This is a genomic window from Maribacter litoralis (assembly GCF_003075045.1).
Lineage (GTDB): Bacteria > Bacteroidota > Bacteroidia > Flavobacteriales > Flavobacteriaceae > Maribacter > Maribacter litoralis.
The window spans coordinates 118,293-140,980 of record NZ_QCZD01000001.1; the positions used below are offsets into that span (position 1 = coordinate 118,293).

Consider the following 22,688-nt stretch of genomic DNA (forward strand, 5'->3'; position numbering starts at 1 on the left):
ACTATTCGGTATTTAATTCTTGGAAGTGTTCAACAAGAATTCAATAGTATCTATACCATCGGCATAGTCGTTTAACTTAGGTTTTTGTGTGTTGCCAAACGCAATTTCATCTTCACTAAAGCCTGATGCTACAATACACTGTAAATTATCTTTATTTGTGTAAAGCTTGTTTTTTAGAGAATCTTCATCAGTATAATACTCAAAAAATAATGAAGCTATTGGTGAACCAAAACTTTCTTCTTCTTTTAGAATTAAAAATCCATTGTCCAAAATTTTAAACTCGCTCATTAAATATACAGCTTTATTGTAGTCATAATTATTAGCATATTTATTATGATTTATGATATCGCTATGCTTGAACATTGCTTTGTAGAAAGTGTCGATATTGTAATCTTTAGGAATATAAATTTTTGAAACACTTCTACATCCTAATCCAAAATACCTGAATATATCTTCACCAAGGGCTATTAACTCCTCTTCGGTTTCGTTACCTCTTAAAACAGCAACGGAGTTTCTGTTTTTACGTATAATGTTAGGTTTTTTTCCAAAATAATATTCAAAGTAGCGTGCCGTATTGTTGCTTCCGGTTGCAATTACCGCATCATAATGATCTAATTTTTCTTTGGTAAAGGTTACGGATTCTTTTAGTGTTGGCTCAACATCTATTATGTAATCGATAAGTAGTGGAATTAGTTTTTGGTCGTTACTCGATAATTTTACCAAAGCTTTGTTCCCAGTAATTAAAACGCATAAAAGGTCATGAAAACCGACTAAAGGTATATTACCGGCTAATATTAAGGCAACAACCTTTTCACTATTGGCGCTTAAATCATATTTGCTCAGCCACTCTTCAAGATTCTTTTTGGTGAGTGCATTGCCCCATTCTTTAAAAGCATGCATACAATTATCTTCTGTAAACCAGCCATTATAATGTTGGGCTCTTTCAGCTTCCGATTTAAATGCACTTATCCATTTGTCATTTAAATGATTTGAAAGGGTGTTTTGTTCTATTAAATCACAAAATGTTCTTAGAAAATTTCCAAGTTTAACAAAAGCTTCTATCGTTAGGTTGCTATGGGTCATTATATTTGTATACTAGATTGGTAGAGATTACCTTTGTGCAAAAATAAGCATGCCCGTTGTTTTTTGGGCATTTTAATGAAGAAGAAATTATGGCAATTATAATAACAGACGAATGCATAAATTGTGGGGCTTGTGAACCGGAATGCCCTAACACTGCAATTTATGAAGGAGCAGATGAATGGAGATATAGCGATGGTACGTCTTTAGAGGGTAATGTTGTTTTACCCGATGGTAAAGAGGTCGATGCAGGTGAAGTGCAAGAGCCTATTAGCGATGAAGTGTATTACATAGCACCAGATAAATGTACTGAGTGTATGGGCTTTCATGAAGAGCCTCAGTGCGCAGCGGTTTGCCCTGTAGATTGTTGTGTTCCAGATGATGATCATGAAGAAACAGAAGAAGAGCTTTTGGCTAAGCAGCGCTTTATGCACCCTGAATAACCTGGTCAGTAAAATTTTGGATACTAAGTAAGAGATAAATTTTAATTTCCTTTTTAGGGATTTCAATAGTTGAATTCTAATAAAATAAAAAAAGCTACCTAAATCAATAGGTAGCTTTTTTATTAAATAAACTAAATCAAAATCAAAACTTATAATTTAAAGATAAGTTGAACATGGTTCCTAATTGGCTAAAGTGGTAACCGTCATACGTCATTTGAGAATAACGTTGGTTGAAAGTTATCAAGTTAGATTGGTTCTGGGTTTGTGCAGCATCTGCTAAAATAGCATCTCCTGCAGCATTTTGAGAAACAAAGCTCCATTCAGGTAAAACATTAAATAGATTGTTGATGTTTAAAGCAATGGTTAGTTTATCCGTAGCGCTATAGTTTACTCCTAAATCTGTTACAACTTTAGGATCGAATTCTGTACCAAGGTTAAAGTTGCCATTAGCATCTGTACTTAAACCTTGTTGAAAGAAGCTTGTTTTACCGAACAATGTGTTGTTAAGTGAAAATCCGAATTTGTTTATATCGTAATTAGCTCCTAAAATCCATTTAGTCTTAGGTCTTGATGTAAAGAAAAGAGCTTCTTGCGTTTGGTTTACAACAGATTGTCCGGAGTTGGCCACTAAGTCGATATCCTTTACTGGTCCGTCAAGTTCATTCTGTATGGTATAGTTACCAGAAAGGTTCAACCCTAGACTACCAGCACCTATTTCTATTCCTTTATAGGCCAATACAACATCAATACCTGATGTTTTTGTATCAATTGCATTTGAAAAGAAACTTACATCACTTAAATTGTTATTTGCCAATAAGACATCTAGTGCATTTGTAGCATCACCACTAGGACCTATTTCATTACCTAAAACAATTCTGTCTTTTACAGCAATGTTGTAATAATCAAGTGTATAGCTGAATTTAGATATTTTTCCACCGAAACCAACGGTAAAGTTTGTTGATGTTTCTGCATCTAATTGAGGAATACCTAAAAGTTTAGCTTGTGTAGATACGTTATTAATTAAACCACCAACTTGAATACCTTGACCGGGTACAAAGCTATACTGAGCTTTTTGTGTATAAATTTGGTGTAGGGTAGGAGCTCTAAATCCTGAAGAAATAGAACCTCTTAATGTAAACTCATCGCTAAACTTATATCGTGAACTAAACTTGTAAATGAAAGTGTTTCCGAAATCGGAATAGTTTTCTGTTCTAATAGTACCGCTTAATAAGAAAGCATCAGATACATCATAATCTAAACTAAAATATCCACCGATATTGTAACGATTGAATTTTCCTGAGTTTTGAGGAGAGGCACCAGCAAATGAATCTGCACCACCACCATCGTATGAAGCCAATTCACCTTCTATTATTTCAAAGGTTTCCGTTCTAAACTCAGCACCGATACCAATACTTACTTTGTCTGAAAGTATTCTTGAAATATCAATGTTACCTACGTTGTGTGAAAATCGTGTTCCACCTGGATCAAATGACTGTTGACTGTTCTCTCTATAGAGTTCAGAACCTTCGGTAATTTCACCATCATCAACAGAACCATTACCATTAGCATCAATAAATACTGATGGAGAATAAACTACGTTTCTATTGTGTGTGTTGTTTACTTTATAAGTCTGTAAGTTTCCACCAGTAGTAAAACTAGCATCAACATTCCAATCATTGATTGTTGATTTAAAACCTATTGTTGCGTTGTAATCACTTAACAATCCTTCAAATGTTGGTAAATACCCATCATATCCGCCAGGGTTGTTTGGGTTGTCTCCAGGAAAGAAATCTGCTAAATAAGGGAAATCTTCAACTGTTCTCCAGTATGGTGTTCTATAATTTGCAAAACTGTTTACCGCTTTATAAACATAGGCGGCATTACCATATAATGAAGTATTTTCACTAAGCTCGTACCCTAAGTTTACAGAGAATTTAGCAGCTGCAGTTTCTGGGGAACCGTTTATGTTACCTGCGTCTGGGCGTCTTGATAAAAATTCTTGAACATCGGCGATATCTGCTCCAAAGTCAGCGGCTTCGCCTGCTGCATTTACAGTACCAGGTCTATTTGCTTGGTTCACTTTAGATAAATCGATTGTGTAGTTAACAAATCCTTTGTCTTCACCTATAGTAGAACCATTGTTTATAGAAGCTCCGAACATTTCTCCATCACCTTCAGAGGTAATACCAGTTCTTAACGTGGCGGAACCCTCATTTGGAGAATCTTTAAGGATTATGTTCATTACACCGGCAATAGCATCAGACCCATATTGTGCAGATGCGCCATCTCTAAGAATTTCCACTCTTTTGATCGCATCGGTTGGTATTGCAGAGATATCGGCACCAGTTTCACCACGACCTGGAGATGTTTGTGTATATAATAACGCACTTAAGTTTTTACGCTTACCATTAATTAATATCAATGTTCTAGAAGGTCCCATATTTCTAATTTCATAGGGATCTAATAAAGAGGTTGCATCGTTAACCGGTGTTTGTACCGTGTTAAAAGACGGAATTCTGTATTGTAATGCTTTGTCAAATGTAGCCTGACCGGTAGAAGTCAATTCCTTAACACCAACAACATCAACAGGTAATGGGGTGTCGGTATTACTTCTTGGTGCCGTACGAGAACCTACCACAATGAATTCATCAAGTTGCATTCCTTCAGATAGCTTAACGTTTATAGTACTTTTTCCGGCTGTAGCAACTTCTTGTGTGGCAAAACCAATATAGCTAAAAACCAATGTGCTATTGTCATTAATATTGATTGTGTAATTACCATCAAAATCAGAAGTTGTACCGTTAGTTGTACCCTTTTCAACAATATTAACTCCGGCTAAAGGCGTCCCTGAAGCATCGGTAACTTTACCGCTAACCGTATTTTGCACTTTTTCGGTTAAAGTCATGGCAGATATACCGTTAGTGTTTGAATCGACTTTTAAAATCTTAGCTCTTTGCGGTTTTTTATGGTAAACTACATAATACTTATTACCTAAATATTCAAAATCAAAACTAGTTTTACGTTCTAGTTTATTAATGATTTTATCCAATACAGGAAACTTATATTCCTCAGGATTTAAACTGGTGTTAGATACCAGTGTTGGGTTATAAGTGAAGTAAACTTCGTGTTTTTCACTTATTTCATTTAAGAACTCACTTAGGGTCACCTTTTCTTTGAGTTCGTCAGAAGCCTTCATGCTCATACTGCTCGTAAATAGCAGTACTGCAATAAGCATTCTCATTAGTTTTTTTGTTCTCATAAATAAATAGTTTAGTTAATAAATAGGGTTTTCTTGTACGCGTAAAATATTTCCTTTGTTAATTATTCTTGTTCCGGTCGCCTTTTCAATAGCGGCTATACATATTTTTAGGTTCTGATTGGGGATACCACCAGATATGGGAATTTTCATTAATTCGTTAGCCGAGTATTGTACCTCAATACCGTACGTCAACTCTAAGTTGGTCATTACATCTTTAAGAGGTATTTCATTAAATGCGTAAGTACCACCTCTCCATAAAGCATATGGTGTTTCCACATCTACGCGTTTATGAAGTAATTTTTTACTTTCATTGGAAAAGGATACCATTTCGCCAGGTATCATTTTAGCCACTTCTCCATTTTTAAATTCTAAATGAATAGAACCTTCATCAAGAACAACATTGGTTTTTTGTTTTCTGGTATTTACATGAAACTGGGTTCCCAAGACTTCAACTTTAAGGTCGTTGGTAATAACCCAAAACTTTGCATTGGTACTGGGTATTGACTTTACTTTGAAATAAGCTTCACCTTTTAAGTTTAGTAGACGAGGGTTCTCCTTATCATATGATATCTCTGAGTTTCCATTCAAAACCACAGATGTGCCGTCTGATAATTTTAGGTCGATAATTTCACCATAATTGGTTTTATGAATTGTGGTAGACTGGTTGGTGAAATATGTTAAACTACTATAACCGATAAGAATTAATAGTACAGCAGCTGCAGTGGTAAGGAGTACCGTATTTAGTGAATGTACTTTTTTGGATTTTGTAGGGGCAGGAATGTCAATATTTATTTTGTTCAATACTTTAGATAAGGCTTCTTCTACAATACTATTACTAGGATAGTCTTGATTAAAATTAATACCGGTAATTATAGATTTTGCATTTTCTACTGTTTCTAGATGTTCAGGGTTGTTTTGTATCCAGTTATTCCAATAGGATACATCATTTTTGTTTAAATCTTTTGCCCAGTTTTCAAAAGATGCATCGTTAAGAAAATATTGTAGATTGAAATTGTGCTTCTTGTCCATTTAGTAAGGTGTTCCATTTATAAGAGATGTAACTCTTAAAAATATACCCTACCAAATTCAATTTTTTTTCAAAATATTTTTAATTTGCTGATTTTCAGAAGCTTTTCTGAGTTTTGATAATGCTTTTTGCAACACGTTTAATACACTTTGGTAGTTCATATCCATAACTTCAGCAATATCAGTACTCTTCATTCCGCTATAATATTTTAAATACAGAACTTCTTTTTGTCTTGGTGATAGTTTGTTGATTAGATTAGCTAAGGTAGATGTGCATAAAAACTGAATCTCTTGATGTATGGAGATTTCTTCTGGTGAAAAAGTGAAATTAGATTTGAATAGTTGTGCTTCAGAAACGGGAATATTCTTCTGGTTCTTTTGTAGTTGATTGATCAATCTTCTTTTAAAGGAAACGAATAAATAAGCTTTTAAATTTTTTATCTCGTTTTGCTTTTCTCGTTCTTCAAATAATTGAACGAAAAAGTTCTGGAGACAATCTTCTGTTAAATTTCGATTGTTACTAAGCTTTAAACCATACACATATAATTGAGGATAGTACTTCTTGAAAAGGAGACTGAAGCCATTAGCTTCGCCCTTTTTAAAGAAATACCATATTGTTTCATCTGAATGAAGTTCCATATAATTTGTGCATGTTCTGTACTGCAAAGTATGAAATATTTCTTAAAAAATGTTAAATTCTCAATATTTAACCATCGTTCAGCTAAATTATTTGAATAATATTTAAATATATCGTATGAAAATTAAAGAATATGTTAGGAGTAAAAATGAATGCAAATTGTATTGGTAAAAACTATATTTGCACTCTTGAAATATTCTAAATTATGAAAGCAGGTATTGTAGGATTGCCAAACGTTGGTAAATCAACACTTTTTAATTGTTTGTCCAATGCTAAGGCGCAAAGTGCAAACTTTCCGTTTTGTACTATTGAACCTAATATTGGAGTGGTTAATGTACCAGATTCAAGATTGGAAAAACTAGAGGAATTAGTAAACCCAGAAAGGGTATTGCCTGCAACTGTAGAAATAGTTGATATTGCCGGTTTGGTAAAAGGTGCCAGTAAAGGTGAAGGTTTAGGAAATCAGTTTTTAGGAAATATCCGTGAAACGGATGCAATTCTTCATGTTCTTCGTTGTTTTGACAACGATAACATAGTTCACGTAGACGGTAGTGTTGATCCAATTAGGGATAAGGAAACTATAGATATGGAACTTCAATTAAAAGACTTGGAGACCGTAGATAAAAAATTGGAAAAAGTAAAAAGAGCGGCAAGAACAGGAAATAAAGATGCGCAAAAAGAAGAGGCTGTGCTACTTGCTATAAAAAACGGATTGGAAGCCGGTACTTCTGTAAGGGCAATTGAAATAGACGAGGAGTCAAGAATTGAGTTTGTAAAGCCATTACAGTTTATTACCGATAAGCCAGTAATGTATGTTTGTAATGTTGATGAAGATGCTGCTGTAGATGGAAACTCATATGTTGAAAAGGTGAAAGAAGCAGTTGCGGCAGAAAATGCAGAGGTGATATTCTTAGCTGTTGGCACCGAGGCTGATATTACTGAATTGGAAACTTATGAAGAGCGCCAAATGTTTTTGGAGGATTTAGGTTTAGAAGAACCTGGATCTGCAAAATTGATTCGTGGGGCATATAAATTGTTGGATTTGGAAACCTATTTTACCGCTGGTGTAAAGGAAGTCCGTGCTTGGACTATTCCTGTTGGCGCAACAGCGCCACAAGCAGCTGGAGTTATACATACCGATTTTGAAAAAGGTTTTATTCGTGCAGAAGTTATTGCTTATGATGACTATGTTGCTTTTGGGAGTGAGTCAAAAGTGAAAGAAGCGGGTAAAATGAGAGTAGAAGGTAAAGAGTACATAGTTAAAGATGGTGATGTAATGCATTTCCGTTTTAATGTTTAATGTTCATATATAGTCAACCGATCTCTTAGCATCTTTAATTCTTGCTCTAGTCGGTTGACTTTTTCTATCATATGGTTTAAGGTGTCTATTCCTTCCATATTTATACCTAAATCATTACGCAACCTATATATACGTTCAATTTCTACTATATGATGGGGTTGAACATAACTCTTATTATCAATACGTTGCACCTCGATCATGTCAAATTCCAAAAGGTCGTCAATGAACTCTAAAGGGGTCTGTGTTTGTTTGCAATACACCTCTATTTGTATATAATTTTCCAAATTCATAATTATCTCAATTCTGATAGTTGTTTAAATAACTCTTTTTCCTTTTGAGAAAGTTGTGTTGGTATGGCTATTTTATAAGTGATGTATAAATCTCCATGAACACCTTTCTTTTTATAAACCGGCATACCTTTACCCTTTAGTTTTACTTTGGTGTCATTTTGCGTTTCTGGTTTTATTTTTAATTTAACTTTACCAGTTAAAGTGTTAATCTCTATTGAGTTTCCTAAGACAGCATCATAAAGGGAGATGGATTCATTTTTGTATAAATCATTTCCTACTCGTTGAAAATCCGTGTTATTGTAAATTTCAAAAGTGAGGTATAGATCTCCTTTTGGTCCGCCATTTACACCTTCGCCTCCGTAACCTGCTATTTTTATGGTTTGCCCGTCTTCAACACCTGCAGGTATCGTAATTCTAATTTTTTTATTGCCCAGATCCAGGGTCTGTTTTTGGTCCTCAAGAGTATCCAACAGATTCAGTTTTAACGTTGCATTTAAGTCTTGGCCTTTAAATTGCGTAGCTCTGCGACCACCTCTGCCGCCAAATCCTCCACCGCCGAACATGGATTCAAAGAAATCTGAAAAATCCTCTTGCCCACTATAATTAGTGTATGTTCTGTTTCTGTTTGCCGTTGAACTGTGTTGGTTTCGTTTAGCTTCTTCAAAAGCATCGGCATGCTCCCAATCTTTGCCATACTGATCGTACTTTTTTCTTTTTTCGGGATCGCCCAACACTTCGTTGGCTTCATTTATCCGTTGAAATTTCTCCTGTGCGGTTTTGTCGTTCGGATTAACATCTGGGTGAAACTTGCGGGCAAGTTTTCTGTATGCTTTTTTAATTTCTGCTGGAGTAGCCGTTTTGTCTAGTTCAAGAATTTTATAGTAGTCGATAAATTCCATAAGTATTCAAAATCTTCTTTAAAGATATTTAATTGATGAAAAATCAACAATGACATGCGTCAGTAATTATTTGTTCATTTATTATAATTTTTAATGCTAAAATTATCTGATAATTGGTAACTTCTGTAATGGCTATCAACAAAAAGGAATAATTAATTGTTAATTACTTTAACAGTCAGGTATTTTATCTTTTGCCGAGTGGAGCTATCTTTAGCGCAACTTTCATAAATTTTATTCTATGGCTCAAGACTCTCAATATACTGAAGATAACATACGCTCGCTCGATTGGAAAGAACATATCCGATTAAGACCTGGTATGTATATTGGTAAGTTAGGAGACGGTTCTTCTGCCGATGACGGTATCTACATTCTTTTAAAAGAAGTTATAGATAACTGTATTGATGAATTTGTAATGGGTGCCGGAAAAACCATTGAAATTTCCATTAAGGATAAAGTGGTAAAGGTTAGGGATTACGGTCGTGGCATACCTTTGGGTAAAGTTGTAGATGTGGTTTCTAAAATGAATACCGGTGGTAAGTATGACAGCCGTGCATTTAAAAAATCGGTCGGATTAAACGGGGTTGGTACAAAGGCGGTAAATGCGCTATCCAGTTTCTTTGAGGTGCAATCTTCTAGGGATAATCAAATAAAGACCGCTCAGTTTAGCTCTGGTAATCTAGAAAGTGAAGTTGGTCCTGAAGAAACCAGTAAACGTAAAGGAACCAAGGTTACCTTTATACCGGACGAATCTATATTTAAGAATTACAAGTATAGAAATGAGTATGTAGAACGCATGCTCAAAAACTATGTTTACCTAAACCCAGGGTTGACCATTGTTTTTAATGGTGAAAAATTTCATTCTGAGAACGGATTAAAGGATCTTTTGGAGGATAACAACAATGTAGAAGATATGTTGTATCCGGTTATTCATCTAAAAGGTGAAGATATAGAAGTCGCCATTACACATAGCAAAACGCAATATAGCGAGGAATATCATTCATTTGTAAACGGGCAACATACTACCCATGGTGGTACGCACCAAGCAGCATTTAGAGAAGCGATCGTAAAGACCATACGTGATTTTTATGGTAAGTCTTATGATGCTTCCGATATTCGAAAGTCGATTATATCTGCTATTTCAATTAAGGTGATGGAACCTGTTTTTGAAAGTCAGACAAAGACAAAACTGGGTTCTACGGATATGGGAGGAGATTTTCCTACCGTACGTACTTATATTAATGATTTTGTTGGCAAATACTTAGACAATTACCTGCATAAAAATGCAGAAACTGCCGAGAAGCTTCAGCGTAAGATCATGATGGCAGAGAAGGAGCGTAAAGAATTATCGGGTATTCGAAAACTTGCACGCGATAGAGCTAAGAAAGCTAGTCTGCACAATAAAAAATTGCGTGATTGTAGAGTTCATTTGAGCGATATGAAAAATGATCGTAGACTAGAAAGTGCTTTGTTCATAACCGAGGGGGATTCTGCATCTGGTTCTATTACGAAGTCTCGTGACGTAAATACACAAGCTGTTTTTAGTTTAAAAGGAAAGCCTTTGAACTCTTACGGTATGTCGAAAAAGATTGTATATGAAAATGAAGAGTTCAATCTTTTGCAGGCGGCATTGAATATTGAGGAGTCTATCGAAGACTTAAGATATAATAATATTATCATCGCTACTGATGCCGATGTGGATGGTATGCACATTCGCCTGTTGTTAATAACCTTCTTTTTACAATTTTTCCCAGAGCTGATAAAAGAAAACCATTTGTATATTTTACAAACACCATTATTTAGAGTTCGAAATAAGAAGGAAACTATATATTGTTATAGTGATGAAGAACGACAAAATGCGATAAACAAATTATCAGGTAAACCAGAAATTACCCGCTTTAAGGGGTTAGGTGAAATTTCGCCAGATGAGTTTAGGTACTTTATTGGTGATGATATTCGCTTAGAGCCTATAATGCTCGACAAGGCGATGTCCATAGAAGAATTACTGAGTTTTTATATGGGTAAAAATACACCGGATAGACAGAAATTTATAATCAACAATCTTAAAGTAGAAGTTGATTTGATAGAAGATAAAGTAGTATAAATTAAGTTAATACGATTGCTTCTGAATGGAAGAAAATGACGATTTGAACGAGGAAATTAACGACAATCTTTCCGAAGAAAATAATGAGAATACAGAACCCTCCGAGGCATTGACGAGGGTTACCGGTATGTACAAAGACTGGTTCTTGGACTACGCTTCTTACGTAATTCTAGAAAGAGCCGTGCCTGCCATTGAAGATGGTTTTAAACCTGTACAGCGTAGAATCATGCATTCCTTAAAGGAGCTTGATGATGGTAGGTACAACAAAGTGGCAAACGTAGTTGGTCATACCATGCAATACCATCCACATGGTGATGCCAGTATTGCAGATGCCATGGTGCAAATAGGGCAGAAAGATCTTTTGATCGATACGCAAGGGAACTGGGGTAATATATTAACGGGAGATAGGGCTGCCGCTTCAAGATATATTGAAGCAAGGTTGTCGAAATTTGCCTTAGAGGTTATTTTTAGTCCTAAAATTACGGAATGGCAGGCCTCTTATGATGGAAGAAAAAAGGAGCCTGTAAACTTACCTGTAAAGTTTCCTTTACTTTTGGCCCAAGGTGCTGAAGGTATTGCCGTAGGTCTCTCGACTAAAGTACTTTCTCATAATTTTGTTGAGTTAATTGATGCTTCTATAAAACATCTAAAGGGGCAAAAGTTTAAAATTTTCCCAGATTTTGCGACTTCGGGTATTATAGATGTAACTAACTATAATGACGGATTAAGAGGTGGTAAAATTAGGGTTCGAGCAAAGATATCTCAGTATGATAAGAATACGTTAGTAATCAATGAGATACCATATGGTACTAATACTGGAAGTTTAATAGACTCTATTCTAAAAGCCAATGAAAAAGGCAAAATAAAAATTAAAAAAATAGAGGATAATACTGCTGCAGAAGTTGAGATTTTAGTGCACCTTCCTAGTGGTATTTCTCCAGATAAAACAATTGATGCCCTATATGCTTTTACGGCGTGTGAATCTTCTATTTCGCCTTTAGGGTGTATTATTGAAGACAATAAGCCTTTGTTTATAGGGGTGACCGAAATGTTGAAAAGATCAACGGATTCTACGGTTGATCTTTTAAAGCAAGAATTGGAAATACAACTTGGTGAGCTGGAGGAGCAATGGCATTTTGCATCTTTAGAGCGTATTTTTATTGAAAATCGTATTTATCGCGATATTGAGGAAGAAGAGACTTGGGAAGGAGTGATCAATGCTATCGATAAAGGTTTGGCACCACATACAAAACATCTTAAGCGAGCGGTAACTGAGGAAGATATCACCAGATTGACCGAAATACGAATTAAAAGGATTTCTAAATTCGATTTAGACAAGGCGCAACAACACTTAGAAAGTTTGCAAGAACGCATTGCTGAAGTAAAACATCATTTGGCTAACTTAATAGAGTTCGCTATAAATTACTTTAAGAACCTTAAGGAAACTTACGGTAAGGATAGAGGAAGGAAAACAGAAATTCGTGTTTTTGATGATATTGAAGCCACTAAAGTGGTTATTAGAAATACAAAACTTTATGTCAATAGAGAAGAAGGTTTTGTGGGTACTTCATTGAAAAGAGACGAGTATGTAACAGACTGTAGTGATATAGATGATATTATTGTTATTACCAATGAAGGTAAAATGATGGTTTCAAAAGTGGACTCCAAAACTTTCGTAGGTAAAGGCATTATCCATGTTGCGGTCTTTAAAAAGAAAGATAAACGCACAACTTACAATTTAATTTACAAGGACGGAAAAGGGGGTGCAACGTATATAAAACGCTTTAACGTTACAAGTATAACGCGTGATAGAGTGTATGATTTAGGTACGGGTAAACCGGGAACGCAAGTGTTGTACTTTTCTGCAAATCCAAATGGTGAAGCTGAAGTTATTACTGTTCTGTTGCGCCAAGTTGGCAGTATCAAGAAATTGAAATGGGATATTGATTTTTCCGATGTACTTATCAAAGGGAGAGCTTCTAAAGGAAATATAGTTACCAAATATTCGGTAAAACGTATTGAGCTTAAGGAAAAGGGAGTTTCTACATTGAAACCAAGAAAGATTTGGTTCGATGATGTGGTGAGAAGATTAAACGTTGATGGAAGAGGTGAGTTGCTCGGCGAGTTTAAGGGTGACGATTTATTATTGGTAATCAATCAAAAAGGGGTAGCCAAAACTTTCTTGCCTGTTTTGACCTCTCATTTTGATGATGATATGATCGTGCTTGAAAAATGGATTCCAGAGAAACCTATTTCTGCCATTTACTGGGAAGGTGAAAAAGAAAGATTTTATGTAAAACGATTTTTGATAGAAAACGAAAATAAAGAAGAACTCTTTATTTCCGAACATCCAAAATCGTATTTGGAACTTGTTTCTACAGATTGGAAACCAATGATTGAAATTGAATTTCCTAAGCCTAGAGGTAAGGAGGCTAAGGAAAGTGAAAAAGTTGATATTGAGAATTTTATAGCGATTAAGGGAATAAAAGCTTTAGGTAATCAATTGATAACAGAAAAGGTAAAAAACATTAATAGTTTAGAACCATTGCCTTATGAACCTGCAGTTCCAGAAAAAGCTGAGGATATTGAAGTTATCGATGAGCAAGCAGTTGCATCTAATGATGATAAAGAAAAGCCTAAAGATGGAGATGCAACTTCAGACGGACCTACATTGTTTGATTAATTGAGTTATGAAGAATTTTTTTGAGGAGTTCAAGAATTTTGCCGTCAAAGGTAACATGATCGATCTTGCTGTTGGGATTATTATAGGTACGGCATTTAATAAGGTGGTGAGTACTATCGTTTCCGCCATAATAATGCCACCTTTATCTTTACTTACCGATGATGTTACGCTTTCCAATAAAAAATGGATTCTTAGAGAAGCATCTGAAACTGTTGAGGAGGTTGCCATAGGTTACGGAGAGTTGATCGAGACATTGATAGATTTTACGATTATTGCATTTACTATTTTTGTAATGATCAAATTCATTAATAGGTTTAAGAAAAAGTCGGAAGACCCTGCCAATAAAGAGGTAGAGACACCTAAAAACATTGAGCTATTGTCTCGCTTAGAGAAACTAATGCAAGAGCAGAACGAAATATTAAAGAACAAGAATTGATTGAAAGTGTTTAATAATTGGAATACCTTATCGTTAAATAGAAAGTTAAGATTGGACATTTTTTAAGAACAGTTGGTTTTATAACTACCTTTACAAAAATTTTGAATTAATGGATTTCACTAACCCGCTGGTTTACGGTGCGCCAGCATTTATTGCCTTTATCTTATTAGAATTGACCTATAGCAAAACTCATGGAGATGATGATCTCTATGATTGGAAAGATTTTGCAGCGAGTAGCGCCATGGGTATTGGATCTGCCATAATAGGTCCTTTGCTTAAAGTGGTATTGTTAGTGGTGCTTTTTGAATATGCTTATGAGTTGTTCAACCCAATGGTAGATGGCGTGAGAACTAATATTATGGGCTATAAATCTTTTGGATATGCTTGGTATGTATGGTTGTTATGTCAATTAGCAGATGATTTTACATATTATTGGTTTCATAGGGCAAACCACGAAATTCGAATTCTTTGGGCTGCACATATAGTGCATCATTCTTCAGATAATTTTAATCTTGGTACTGCTATTAGAAATGGTTGGTTTACGCTACTGTATAAACCCTTCTTTTATGTTTGGATGCCGATTATTGGTTTTCCCGTAGAAATGGTAGTGGTTTGTTTGGCTATTGAATCTTTCTGGCAGTTTCAGTTGCACTCACAATATGTTCCTAAAATGGGTTTTATAGAGAAAATCTTCAATACGCATACAATGCATCAGGTACATCACGCGCAAAATGTGGAGTATTTGGATAAGAACCATGGTGGATTTTTAAATTGTTTTGATAAAATGTTCGGCACTTGGAAAGAGTACGATGAAGAAATCGATGTAAAATTCGGTGTTATTCATGCGCCTAATTCAAACAATCCTATTGTAATTCTTACCCATGAATTTAAAGATATTTGGGCAGACGTAAAGAAGGTAAAAAAGCTGAAGCATAAGTTAATGTATATCTTCGGACCTCCGGGATGGAGTCATGACGGTAGTACTATGACAGTAAAACAACAGCAAAGATTATATAAGCAACAAAAGGAGGCAAACCCTAAAATGGCTTTTGATAGACCAAATTAAAGCCTTGTGGAGCTTCAGTAAATAGATTGCACTACATAGAATAAAAAACCCTAATTAAGCATTCGCTTAATTAGGGTTTTTTAATTGTGTGGTGATTTTTCAATCTTCTTGATGTGAAATAGGTTTTTTGTTCTTTTTCATTCTAAGGTCAAAGAATTCCACCATTAATGAGAATGCTATTGAGAAATATAGGTAGCCTTTAGGTATGGTGCCAACTTCATTACCAAACACTATTAAATGGCTTAGATGAGCCGCCTCGGCAATCAACATAAAACCTATTAAGATTAAAAAGGAAAGTCCTAAGATTTGAATAGATGGGTGTCTATTTACAAAATCACCCACCGGATTCGCAAACAGCATCATGATTAAAACCGAAATAACAACCGCTACGATCATAAGAATTAGTGCGTCATTGGGGTTGGGAGAAATGCCGTTTGTCATACCTATAGCCGTTAATATAGAGTCAAACGAAAAAACTATGTTTATAACCGTTATTTGTAAAATAGCGTTTGTCAATGATGTTGATCTGGCTTTTTTAACTTCACGTTCGTCATGTCCTTTATCCTCAACTTTTTCATGAATTTCTTTAGTGCTTTTATAAAGAAGAAATAAGCCGCCTAAAAAGAGTATAATGCCTTGTCCGCTAATTCCACCTGTAATCCATTCGCTATCAAAGACCCAAAAAGGTTTTTTCATTGATGTTAGTAACGAAATACCGAATAACAAGACTATACGCATAACCATAGCTAGAACAAGTCCTATGTTTGTGGCTTTTTTTCTTTGTGCAGGTTCTAATTTACCTGCAGCAATAGAAATAAAAATAATATTGTCAATACCTAAAACTATCTCTAGAAAAGTTAAGGTGAGTAGGGCGATCCAAGCATCCGGACTGGCGAAAATTTCAAACATGGTTAGTTGGTTTTAATGGCTGTACCGGTTTTTACCACTAATTTTTTGTTAGGGTCTTTTACGGCATTATTATATTGAAAGGTGTATGATGAATCTGTTGTGCTAATGATTTTGTAGTGTATGGCCGTTTTGCTATTAATATCCTGCAAAACAAACTCGCAATCATTAAACCAGCGTACGGTAGCACTATCTACTTTATTTTCGTAGTAATCTACACTGTAATCATCGGTTCTTATAAATCTCCCTTCTTTAATAGTGTCTCCAACTTTATAAGTAAACTTAAACGTACCCGTTTTATACTTTTCGCAATCACGTTCTGGTTGGTAACACGAGCTTATAAAAAGGCTTAAAAAAGCAGTATATAGTATATTTTTTATCATACTGCAAAATAATGAAAATAGGGGTGATGTGTCTATCAAAAGTTAGTAATACTTTGGTGTTAATTTCAAAATTACTTTTCAGAATATGTTTTGAATGTACCGTCGGTATAAAAAATTACTATGCGTTCAATATTCTTTTTAGAAGTTTCATCTATCTTTTTTTGGGGATTATCTTGGTTTTTGTGTTGCGGTTTTTCTTCTGGTTTAGGAAAACTACCAATGCCATACAACAACCAATTAATATCAACTTCAGAAAAAGCTTCATCAATTTTCATGATAAATTCTAGGCTGGGTTTATTCCTTCCATTTAGTAAATGAGATATGCTAGATCTTTGCACCTCTATTAAATCTGCAAAGGCAGAGGAGGAAAGTTCGTAGTGGGTTAAAATTGCTTTTAACCTTGATATGAATAAATTGATATCTAACATGTTTACAAAACTAATCTAAAACTAAATTGGGAGTAGTTAAGAATATTAAAAATTATTGAATATATCCTAAAATGCATTAAGTTTTAGTTTATTTGATTGTTTATAAAATACTGATAATAAGTTATTTATTACTAATTTTTATAATTTGTTGAATGTTGTAAACTATAGACTGCTAAAAATTAGTTCTGTGTACAATCTATAATTTACAAATGTAAACGTAGGCTGTAGTATTTTTGCTTTTTAAAGAGGAAAAGATAATGATGAAATTGAATTATAAAGATTATTGTGTTACCGGTATTTCAGGTAGATATATAACATATGACCATATCAATGAATTTATAAGTTCATTGCCTACATCATTTAAAATAGAAGAAATTGGAAAATCGGTTCGTGGAGAATCTATTAAAAGTATTGTTTTTGGTAATGGCGCCAAGCGTGTTTTAATGTGGTCTCAAATGCACGGTAATGAATCTACAACTACAAAAGCGGTTATAGATTTATTAAATTATTTGAATAAGGATTTAATTGAAGTTTCTGAAATACTGAATTCTTGTACTATAAAAATTATACCAATTTTAAATCCTGATGGAGCAAGAGATTACACGAGGGTAAATGCCAATAAAATTGATTTAAACAGAGATGCTCAAGATTTATCGCAACCTGAAAGTAAAGTGCTTAAAAAGGTGTATGAAGAATTTAAGCCTGACTTTTGTTTTAACCTGCATGATCAGCGAACTATATTTAATGTAGGTAGAACAAATAAACCTGCAACAGTTTCATTTTTGGCTCCGGCTTTTGATATGGAGCGTAATAATTCTCCATCACGAAAATTGAGTATGCAATTGATAGCGGCTATGAATAGTATGTTGCAAAAAGAAATTCCTGGTCAGGTGGGTAGGTATGATGATGGTTTTAATGCAAATTGTGTTGGTGATGCTTTTCAAATGAGGAAAACACCTACTATTTTGTTCGAGGCTGGTCATTTCAACAATGATTATGAACGAGATGTGACACGGGCTTACATTTTTAAAGCTCTAGTTAAAAGTTTAGAAACTATAAAGGATAATACTATAACGGAGTACACCGTTGAACAATACTTATCTATTCCGGAGAATGGTAAGCAATTTGTTGATATTCTTGTGCGTAATATAGATTTTGAAACTAACGGATTTTCTACTTCCGAATTTGTACCTGTACAATATAAAGAGGTGTTAGAAAAGGATAAAATTGAGTTTGTGCCACAGATTCATGTTTTTGAAAAGGAGCCTGAAGAAATATTTGCTCATAAAACATTGAATAGCAATGATAAAAATGACTTTAATTGGCTACATGAAAATGGTATTATGAATCTACTTTCTTAATTTTCATTGTTTTATTTCTTTGAAATATTAAAATTGTTTACATTTTCAATAAAAAAAATCAAGTTTCAATGAATTTAATGTGATTATTTTTTATTTTTGGCAGAAATTTTACAACTATGGGCAAAGTCAAATTAGACGAAATAGACCACCAAATTCTGGATATGTTAATTGACAACACCAGAACACCTTTTACCGATATTGCAAAAAAGCTTCTTATTTCTGCAGGAACTGTTCATGTAAGAGTTAAGAAAATGGAAGAAGCCGGTATTATAAAAGGTTCATCACTTACGTTAGATTATGTAAAACTTGGTTATGCATTTATAGCTTATGTAGGTATTTTTCTTGAAAAAACACACCAAACAAAGTTTGTTTTGGAGCGCTTAAATCAGATACCAAACGTTACCATTGCACACATAACTACAGGAAAATTTAATATTTTCTGTAAAATTAGAGCAAAGGATACTACACATGCCAAGAATATTATTTTTAAAATTGATGATATAGATGGTATTAGTAGAACTGAAACGATGATTTCATTAGAAGAAAGTTTTAATGATAAAAAACGTTTAATGCATACTATTTTCAACGAGTTATAAGAGAATAATAGTCAACTAACTTAGAAAGAAGCCCAGTTATATTTTGTAATTGGGCTTTTATAGTTTAAAATTCCTTTTAAATAATCTGCTTATGAAAGTCAAAGATTTAGACAATACTGAATTGCAATATTTTTATGGTACATATTTAAATACTCTTGAGAAAGAAGAGGATTTAAAATCGGCATTGTTAAATGGGAAAAAAAACTTTCAAGAATTAGTAGAACATTTAACTGACGAACAGTTTTTGTTTAGTTACGGTGAAGGAAAGTGGACAGTAGCTGAAGTTTTGGTGCACTTAATAGATTCTGAACGGGTTTTTCAGTATCGTGCTTTTAGAATTTCTAGAAATGATAAAACTGCTTTACCAGGTTTTGAGCAAGATGATTACGTGTTAGAGAGTTTGGCAAATAAAAGAACAAAAGAAGATATTTTAGACGAATATCTTACCGTTCGTGATGCATCGATCAATTTATTCAATGTAATGTCAAATGACCTTTTAAAACGAACAGGTACTGCTAGCGGACTAGCTTGGTCTGTCGCAGCGCTGGGCTTAGTGATTAGTGGTCACCAAAGACATCATTTTAACATCTTAAAAGAAAGATACTTGGCCTAATCAAATTCTTGTTCGTGCTCGTTCTCAAAATTAAGATTTAAGGCACTTTTCATATCTTCAGAAGATATTATTTCTTCGGGAGTACTTGACTCAAGTTCTTTAGCAACGTTTTCTTCAAAATTTGCAATAAAGTTAGAAAGGCTCTTGCTAATCTTTACTAAGTATAAAGTGTCTGCTGTTCTCAATTCTACAGCTTCAACATAATCTCCTTTTACATTTTTGAATGTTATAATGTCTTCGTCGCCATATCCGTAAGGATAGGTTTCAATTAATTGAGCAGCTAAATTGTGGTCTAATTTACGATAATCTATAAGGCGTCTAGTCATAACTTGTTTATTTATAGAGGTTTGTTATTTATCTATAACTAAACTAGTCAATATAATTACACGTTACTTCACAGAGTTGTGAAAGTGATGATTTGGGTAGGTGAAGTTTTTAAACTTTGTAGTAAGCGAAAGCTTCAGAGAATAATGTCACCGGAATTTCAACATCAAATTCAGGTTCTCCAATAGATTTTAAGAGTACAAAGTTTATTTTTCCATGTGAATTTTTCTTGTCGAACTTCATCAATTTCAGAATGTTATCAATGTCTACATCAGAAAATTCTACTTTTTGATATCTATCTAAGAAGGTTCTTTTAATATCATCTAATGATGCATCACTTAAACCTAAAAGCTTGTGAGATAAGTATCCTTCCAAAATCATACCAATTGCTATTGCCTCGCCATGTAAGAGCATTTCTTTAGATTCGCTTTCTAAAAAGTAAGACTCAATAGCATGCCCTAAAGTATGGCCGTAATTTAAAATTTTTCGAATATGTTGTTCAGTTGGGTCTTGTAAGACTACCTCATTTTTTATTTGAATAGAAGTAAGAATATGTTTTTTCATATCTTCTAGGTGCTCTGCATCTTTAAGTGAATTCCAATAAGACTTATCTTGTATAAGTCCATGTTTAAGCATTTCTGCAAATCCACTACGTACTTGCCTGTCTTCTAATGTGTCTAGAAAATCTGGAACAACCAATACCATTACAGGTTGGTTGATAACGCCTATTTGATTCTTTAAGGCCCCGAGGTCAATTCCCGTTTTTCCGCCTACCGAAGCATCGACCATAGATAGTAGGGTGGTGGGTACATTAATAAAGTCTATACCTCTTTTAAAAGTAGAGGCAATGAATCCTCCCATATCTGTTAAAACTCCTCCACCTAAGTTGATCATTAGGCTTTTTCTATCGGCACCTAGTTCAGACAGTGCTTCCCAAACACCTACGCAAGTTTCTATATTCTTATTGATTTCTCCCGATTCAATTTCTATTATTTCAAATTGATATTCGCCACTAAGCTCTGCCATAAAATTTGGTAGACAGTGCTCATGGGTATTCTCGTCAACCAAAATAAAAATAATAGAGTATTTTTTTTCTGCTAAATGTGAATTTAGAGCCGAAAAGGCTTGCTCATTAAAATGTACTGCGTAAGAATCTGAAATAATGGAATCCATTAAAAATATAGCTTAGTTTGTTTGCAACTTGTACGCAAAATAAAGGTAAATTTTAGTCTTAAGATTATAAATTCTGTGATTATATTTGATCGTTATAGAAATTATAAGGAATGGACCAAATTTTTGAAAATACTGCAACCGCATTTGCTCTTAAAACCGATTCGGAGTTAGAACGCGCTTATTTTCTTTTTAAAATGATTTCAAACGAACCTTTGGTAAAAATGGGTTCGGTGATTACCAACTTTGCTTTTAAGGCGCATTTGCCAGTAGAAAGCTTAATTAAAGCTACAGTTTTTGACCATTTTTGTGGTGGCGTTAATGAGCGAGATTGTTTACCGGTTGTTGATAGAATGTGGGAGAAAGGCGTAAGTTCGGTATTGGACTACTCCGTAGAAGGAAAAGAAGAAGAGGACCCTTTTGATACGGCCACCGAAATTATTTTAACCATACTGGATTTCGTAAAAGAAAAGGATGCTATACCCTACGCAGTTTTTAAGCCAACAGGTTTTGGTCGCTTTGCATTATATCAAAAGATTAGCGAGAAAAAAGAACTTACTACAAAGGAAGAAGCTGAATGGCAACGTGTAGTAAATAGATTTGATAAGGTTTGTAAAAAAGCACATGACCTTGAGGTGTCGTTGCTTATAGACGGGGAAGAAAGTTGGATGCAAGATGCTGCTGACGACTTGGCGGAAGAAATGATGCGTAAGTATAATAAGAAGAAAAGAATAGTTTTCAATACCTTACAGACCTACAGATGGGATCGTTTACCATATTTAAAGGCTTTACATGAGCGTGCGGTAAAAGATGGATTCTTTGTTGGTATGAAGGTGGTTAGAGGTGCATATATGGAGAAAGAAAATGATCGTGCCCAAGAAATGGGGTATACTTCACCAATATGCAAAACCAAACAAGAGACCGATGATAATTTTAATGCTACCATAGCTTATATGGTCGATAACCTTGATGTTCTTTCAATTTTCTCGGGAACCCATAATGAAGAAAGTTGTTACCGATTAATGGAATTAATGGAAGAGAAGGGCATCGCAAAAAATAATGATCATATATGGTTTGGTCAATTATATGGAATGAGCGATCATATTTCTTACAACCTAGCTGCCCATGGGTATAATGTTGCCAAATATCTTCCTTTCGGACCTGTACGTGATGTTATGCCGTATTTAATTAGAAGAGCAGATGAGAATACATCTGTTGCGGGACAAACCAGTAGAGAATTATCATTATTGAAAAAAGAGCGTAAACGAAGAAAAATGTAGTTACTGCTGTATGTCTACTTTTTCAATGGTTGCTTTTTCCCTGCAATTCTTTACGGTAAAAACATAATCTTGTTCCTTGTAATCAGACTCAATAATGTAGGTTTTGCAAGGAACGGATTTGGTGTCGCTATTTCCAAAATCAACATCGCCTTCCGTTAAGATATAGGTGAGCGCGGTTGAATCTAATTGTAGTTCTTGCAATTTTTGTTGCGCTTCATCACTATAATACATAGATTTTGAGCGAATATCTTTTAAAGTACGGCAGTTTGGTAGATAACAAAAATATACACCTGTTTCTTCAGATTTCTTTTTTAGGAAAAAAGTTAGAAATACAATGCCTATAGACATACCCACCAAAAAATAACCTAACCTCTTAAGAAAATCCATTCTAGCTGTTTATTGAAATA

Annotated in this window: 22 protein-coding genes; 10 read left to right on the top strand and 12 right to left on the bottom strand. The window is 34.4% G+C overall.

What is annotated here, in order from left to right:
- Positions 1 to 12: 12 nt before the first annotated feature.
- On the bottom strand, positions 13 to 1,083 hold the full coding sequence (locus DCS95_RS00545) for an acyl-CoA reductase (RefSeq protein WP_116768913.1): 1,071 nt from the start codon (positions 1,081 to 1,083) through the stop codon (positions 13 to 15).
- A gap of 89 nt (positions 1,084 to 1,172) precedes the next feature.
- On the opposite strand from DCS95_RS00545, the gene DCS95_RS00550 reads away from it, so the two are divergent.
- Complete coding sequence (locus DCS95_RS00550) at positions 1,173 to 1,523, top strand: 4Fe-4S dicluster domain-containing protein (protein ID WP_116770097.1); 351 nt, start codon at positions 1,173 to 1,175, stop codon at positions 1,521 to 1,523.
- A 142-nt stretch (positions 1,524 to 1,665) separates the two neighbouring features.
- Here DCS95_RS00550 and DCS95_RS00555 read toward each other — a convergent pair whose 3' ends face one another.
- The 3 genes from DCS95_RS00555 to DCS95_RS00565 form a co-directional block, all read right to left on the bottom strand.
- Positions 1,666 to 4,428 (bottom strand): TonB-dependent receptor, encoded by a 2,763-nt coding sequence (locus tag DCS95_RS00555; protein ID WP_116770098.1) that lies wholly within the window; start codon positions 4,426 to 4,428, stop codon positions 1,666 to 1,668.
- A gap of 369 nt (positions 4,429 to 4,797) precedes the next feature.
- Positions 4,798 to 5,811: a FecR family protein gene (locus tag DCS95_RS00560; protein ID WP_116768914.1), complete on the bottom strand. Its 1,014-nt coding sequence runs from the start codon at positions 5,809 to 5,811 to the stop codon at positions 4,798 to 4,800.
- 57 nt (positions 5,812 to 5,868) lie between these two features.
- Complete coding sequence (locus DCS95_RS00565) at positions 5,869 to 6,447, bottom strand: RNA polymerase sigma factor (protein ID WP_116768915.1); 579 nt, start codon at positions 6,445 to 6,447, stop codon at positions 5,869 to 5,871.
- Between the two features lie 203 nt (positions 6,448 to 6,650).
- Here DCS95_RS00565 and ychF point away from each other — a divergent pair, with 203 nt between their 5' ends.
- A complete protein-coding gene (ychF, locus tag DCS95_RS00570) occupies positions 6,651 to 7,745 on the top strand; it encodes a redox-regulated ATPase YchF (protein ID WP_116768916.1) in 1,095 nt (364 codons plus the stop codon).
- On the opposite strand, the gene DCS95_RS00575 is transcribed toward ychF, so the two are convergent.
- Both DCS95_RS00575 and DCS95_RS00580 read right to left on the bottom strand, forming a co-directional pair.
- The gene (locus tag DCS95_RS00575; RefSeq protein ID WP_116768917.1) at positions 7,742 to 8,035 is read right to left on the bottom strand and encodes a chaperone modulator CbpM; all 294 of its coding nucleotides are present in this window, start codon (positions 8,033 to 8,035) and stop codon (positions 7,742 to 7,744) included. The genes ychF and DCS95_RS00575 overlap by 4 nt on opposite strands.
- 2 nt (positions 8,036 to 8,037) lie before the next feature.
- A complete protein-coding gene (locus tag DCS95_RS00580) occupies positions 8,038 to 8,934 on the bottom strand; it encodes a DnaJ C-terminal domain-containing protein (protein ID WP_116768918.1) in 897 nt (298 codons plus the stop codon).
- Between the two features lie 238 nt (positions 8,935 to 9,172).
- Between DCS95_RS00580 and DCS95_RS00585 the strand changes: the two genes are divergently transcribed.
- The 4 genes from DCS95_RS00585 to DCS95_RS00600 all read left to right on the top strand — a co-directional run bounded on the left by DCS95_RS00585 (position 9,173) and on the right by DCS95_RS00600 (position 15,220).
- Positions 9,173 to 11,035 (top strand): DNA topoisomerase IV subunit B, encoded by a 1,863-nt coding sequence (locus tag DCS95_RS00585; RefSeq protein WP_116768919.1) that lies wholly within the window; start codon positions 9,173 to 9,175, stop codon positions 11,033 to 11,035.
- Between the two features lie 25 nt (positions 11,036 to 11,060).
- Positions 11,061 to 13,718: a DNA gyrase/topoisomerase IV subunit A gene (locus DCS95_RS00590; protein WP_116768920.1), complete on the top strand. Its 2,658-nt coding sequence runs from the start codon at positions 11,061 to 11,063 to the stop codon at positions 13,716 to 13,718.
- Between the two features lie 7 nt (positions 13,719 to 13,725).
- On the top strand, positions 13,726 to 14,154 hold the full coding sequence (gene mscL, locus DCS95_RS00595; protein WP_116768921.1) for a large-conductance mechanosensitive channel protein MscL: 429 nt from the start codon (positions 13,726 to 13,728) through the stop codon (positions 14,152 to 14,154).
- A gap of 109 nt (positions 14,155 to 14,263) precedes the next feature.
- Complete coding sequence (locus DCS95_RS00600; protein ID WP_116768922.1) at positions 14,264 to 15,220, top strand: sterol desaturase family protein; 957 nt, start codon at positions 14,264 to 14,266, stop codon at positions 15,218 to 15,220.
- Between the two features lie 99 nt (positions 15,221 to 15,319).
- On the opposite strand, the gene DCS95_RS00605 is transcribed toward DCS95_RS00600, so the two are convergent.
- The 3 genes from DCS95_RS00605 to DCS95_RS00615 form a co-directional block, all read right to left on the bottom strand.
- Positions 15,320 to 16,129 carry a TerC family protein gene (locus tag DCS95_RS00605; RefSeq protein WP_116768923.1) on the bottom strand — a complete coding sequence of 270 codons (810 nt, stop codon included), beginning with the start codon at positions 16,127 to 16,129 and terminating at the stop codon, positions 15,320 to 15,322.
- A gap of 2 nt (positions 16,130 to 16,131) precedes the next feature.
- Positions 16,132 to 16,509: a hypothetical protein gene (locus DCS95_RS00610; RefSeq protein WP_116768924.1), complete on the bottom strand. Its 378-nt coding sequence runs from the start codon at positions 16,507 to 16,509 to the stop codon at positions 16,132 to 16,134.
- A 71-nt stretch (positions 16,510 to 16,580) separates the two neighbouring features.
- Complete coding sequence (locus DCS95_RS00615; RefSeq protein WP_116768925.1) at positions 16,581 to 16,937, bottom strand: helix-turn-helix transcriptional regulator; 357 nt, start codon at positions 16,935 to 16,937, stop codon at positions 16,581 to 16,583.
- Between the two features lie 257 nt (positions 16,938 to 17,194).
- Between DCS95_RS00615 and DCS95_RS00620 the strand changes: the two genes are divergently transcribed.
- The 3 genes from DCS95_RS00620 (at position 17,195) to DCS95_RS00630 (ending at position 19,507) form a co-directional block, all read left to right on the top strand.
- A complete protein-coding gene (locus DCS95_RS00620; RefSeq protein WP_116768926.1) occupies positions 17,195 to 18,298 on the top strand; it encodes a M14 family metallopeptidase in 1,104 nt (367 codons plus the stop codon).
- Between the two features lie 116 nt (positions 18,299 to 18,414).
- Entirely contained in the window at positions 18,415 to 18,894 is a 480-nt protein-coding gene (locus DCS95_RS00625; protein ID WP_027066901.1) for an Lrp/AsnC family transcriptional regulator, read from the top strand.
- A 91-nt stretch (positions 18,895 to 18,985) separates the two neighbouring features.
- Entirely contained in the window at positions 18,986 to 19,507 is a 522-nt protein-coding gene (locus tag DCS95_RS00630; protein WP_116768927.1) for a DinB family protein, read from the top strand.
- Here DCS95_RS00630 and DCS95_RS00635 read toward each other — a convergent pair.
- Both DCS95_RS00635 and aroB read right to left on the bottom strand, forming a co-directional pair.
- Positions 19,504 to 19,833 carry a hypothetical protein gene (locus tag DCS95_RS00635; RefSeq protein WP_116768928.1) on the bottom strand — a complete coding sequence of 110 codons (330 nt, stop codon included), beginning with the start codon at positions 19,831 to 19,833 and terminating at the stop codon, positions 19,504 to 19,506. The two genes, DCS95_RS00630 and DCS95_RS00635, sit on opposite strands and share 4 nt — an antisense overlap.
- A gap of 109 nt (positions 19,834 to 19,942) precedes the next feature.
- On the bottom strand, positions 19,943 to 21,004 hold the full coding sequence (gene aroB, locus DCS95_RS00640; RefSeq protein ID WP_116768929.1) for a 3-dehydroquinate synthase: 1,062 nt from the start codon (positions 21,002 to 21,004) through the stop codon (positions 19,943 to 19,945).
- A gap of 110 nt (positions 21,005 to 21,114) precedes the next feature.
- Between aroB and DCS95_RS00645 the strand changes: the two genes are divergently transcribed.
- Positions 21,115 to 22,281: a proline dehydrogenase family protein gene (locus DCS95_RS00645; protein WP_116768930.1), complete on the top strand. Its 1,167-nt coding sequence runs from the start codon at positions 21,115 to 21,117 to the stop codon at positions 22,279 to 22,281.
- On the opposite strand, the gene DCS95_RS00650 is transcribed toward DCS95_RS00645, so the two are convergent.
- The gene (locus tag DCS95_RS00650; RefSeq protein ID WP_116768931.1) at positions 22,282 to 22,668 is read right to left on the bottom strand and encodes a DUF4258 domain-containing protein; all 387 of its coding nucleotides are present in this window, start codon (positions 22,666 to 22,668) and stop codon (positions 22,282 to 22,284) included.
- Between the last annotated feature and the right edge of the window lie 20 nt (positions 22,669 to 22,688).